The organism is Aliterella sp. E5.1, assembly GCF_057473825.1.
This window is the reverse complement of record NZ_JBYCCV010000476.1, coordinates 1-1,158: the sequence shown is the minus strand read 5'-3', so window position 1 is coordinate 1,158 and position 1,158 is coordinate 1. Positions and strand designations below refer to the sequence as shown.

The following is a 1,158-nucleotide window of genomic DNA, read 5'->3' as shown; positions in this document are numbered from 1 at the left end:
TTACTTCAATTGGATTTGGCAGCATAGTCGGTTCAAGTCCACTGCCGCACAACGAGCAGGATTAACCTCTCGACCATGGACTTGGAATGATATCGTGACCTATCCCACAATAATCTGACGCACTACCGTGTTTCCTATCACTTCATTGCAGTTTGGCTTTGAGCGACTCATCAGTAAGATGAATCGGTTTGTGTGTCCCGTCGTGCATCAGCTCAACTTCCAATTTAGATTTTCTTCTGCTTAGAGTGATAAAAGAGGGGTAAGTCTGATAGCTACCGTCGTCAGGCTGCTACCGAGCGCTTGAACAATTCTCTATCATCCTAATCGCTCTATTTTTTTGTTTCTATTCGCAAGCGATCTGTACTTGTCGTTTCGATCTGAACTTCCTTTTCGCGTCAACTACCCGACAATAATCTGTCACGACACGCAAAACACTTGACATTTAATAATCTCGCATAAGTACAGACTTCGCACTGCTCCCCAGTCTTTGGTTCCCATTGTTCATCGGTACGTAATCGCCAAGCTAATTCACTAATAACAGTCTCCACTTGTTGTTTGTGTTCGCAACTTGCCTCAAAAACAATCTTTTCGCCTGTCCGCAAGTAAAGTAAGCTCAACTGCTGCAAGCAGGATTGGTATCTTTGCTCCAGGGCAATGTAGTACAGACCAATTTGTAAGTCAATTTCATCGGGCTTTGGCAATTTGACTTCTTTAGTTGATTTATAGTCGATTAGTTCTAACCCGTCTCCCAGAAAATCTAGGCGGTCGTAGCGCCCAGAGATTTTGAACTCTAAGTCGTTAACTAACAAGCGTCCTTTGATCCGACCTTCTACTGCTAAAGGTCGAGCGATTGCAGTTTCACCCGCAATGAATTGGTGATAATAGTTTTCTAGAATCTCCTGTCCTTCCTCAGATTGAGCCGGACTGAGGTTCGTAGAACATCGCTGCCAGCAATAAGAAATCCAGTCAATGGGCGGTAGTGGATCGAGGTAGTGCCAATCGCGGTAGGTTTGGGCAAGGGCTTGATGTAAGGCTGTACCAAGCTTGGCATTACCAAAGAATCCAGGAGCTTTCAAACCCAACTCGTAACGGAAATAGTAGGCTTGTGGACAACGATGGTAAGTTTGGAGTTTGGTGGCGGAAATTTGGTAAGCCATT

The 1,158-nt window shown here is 44.7% G+C and carries 1 protein-coding gene and 1 pseudogene; one reads left to right on the top strand and one right to left on the bottom strand.

The window, feature by feature from the left end; genetic code table 11:
• A pseudogene (locus tag AC2VE5_RS28345) lies at window positions 1-118 on the top strand (IS1 family transposase); the annotation flags it as partial.
• Between the two features lie 277 nt (window positions 119-395).
• On the opposite strand, the gene AC2VE5_RS28340 reads toward AC2VE5_RS28345, so the two are convergent.
• On the bottom strand, window positions 396-1,158 hold a 763-nt coding region (locus AC2VE5_RS28340), incomplete at its 5' end, for a RecB family exonuclease (protein ID WP_486890841.1).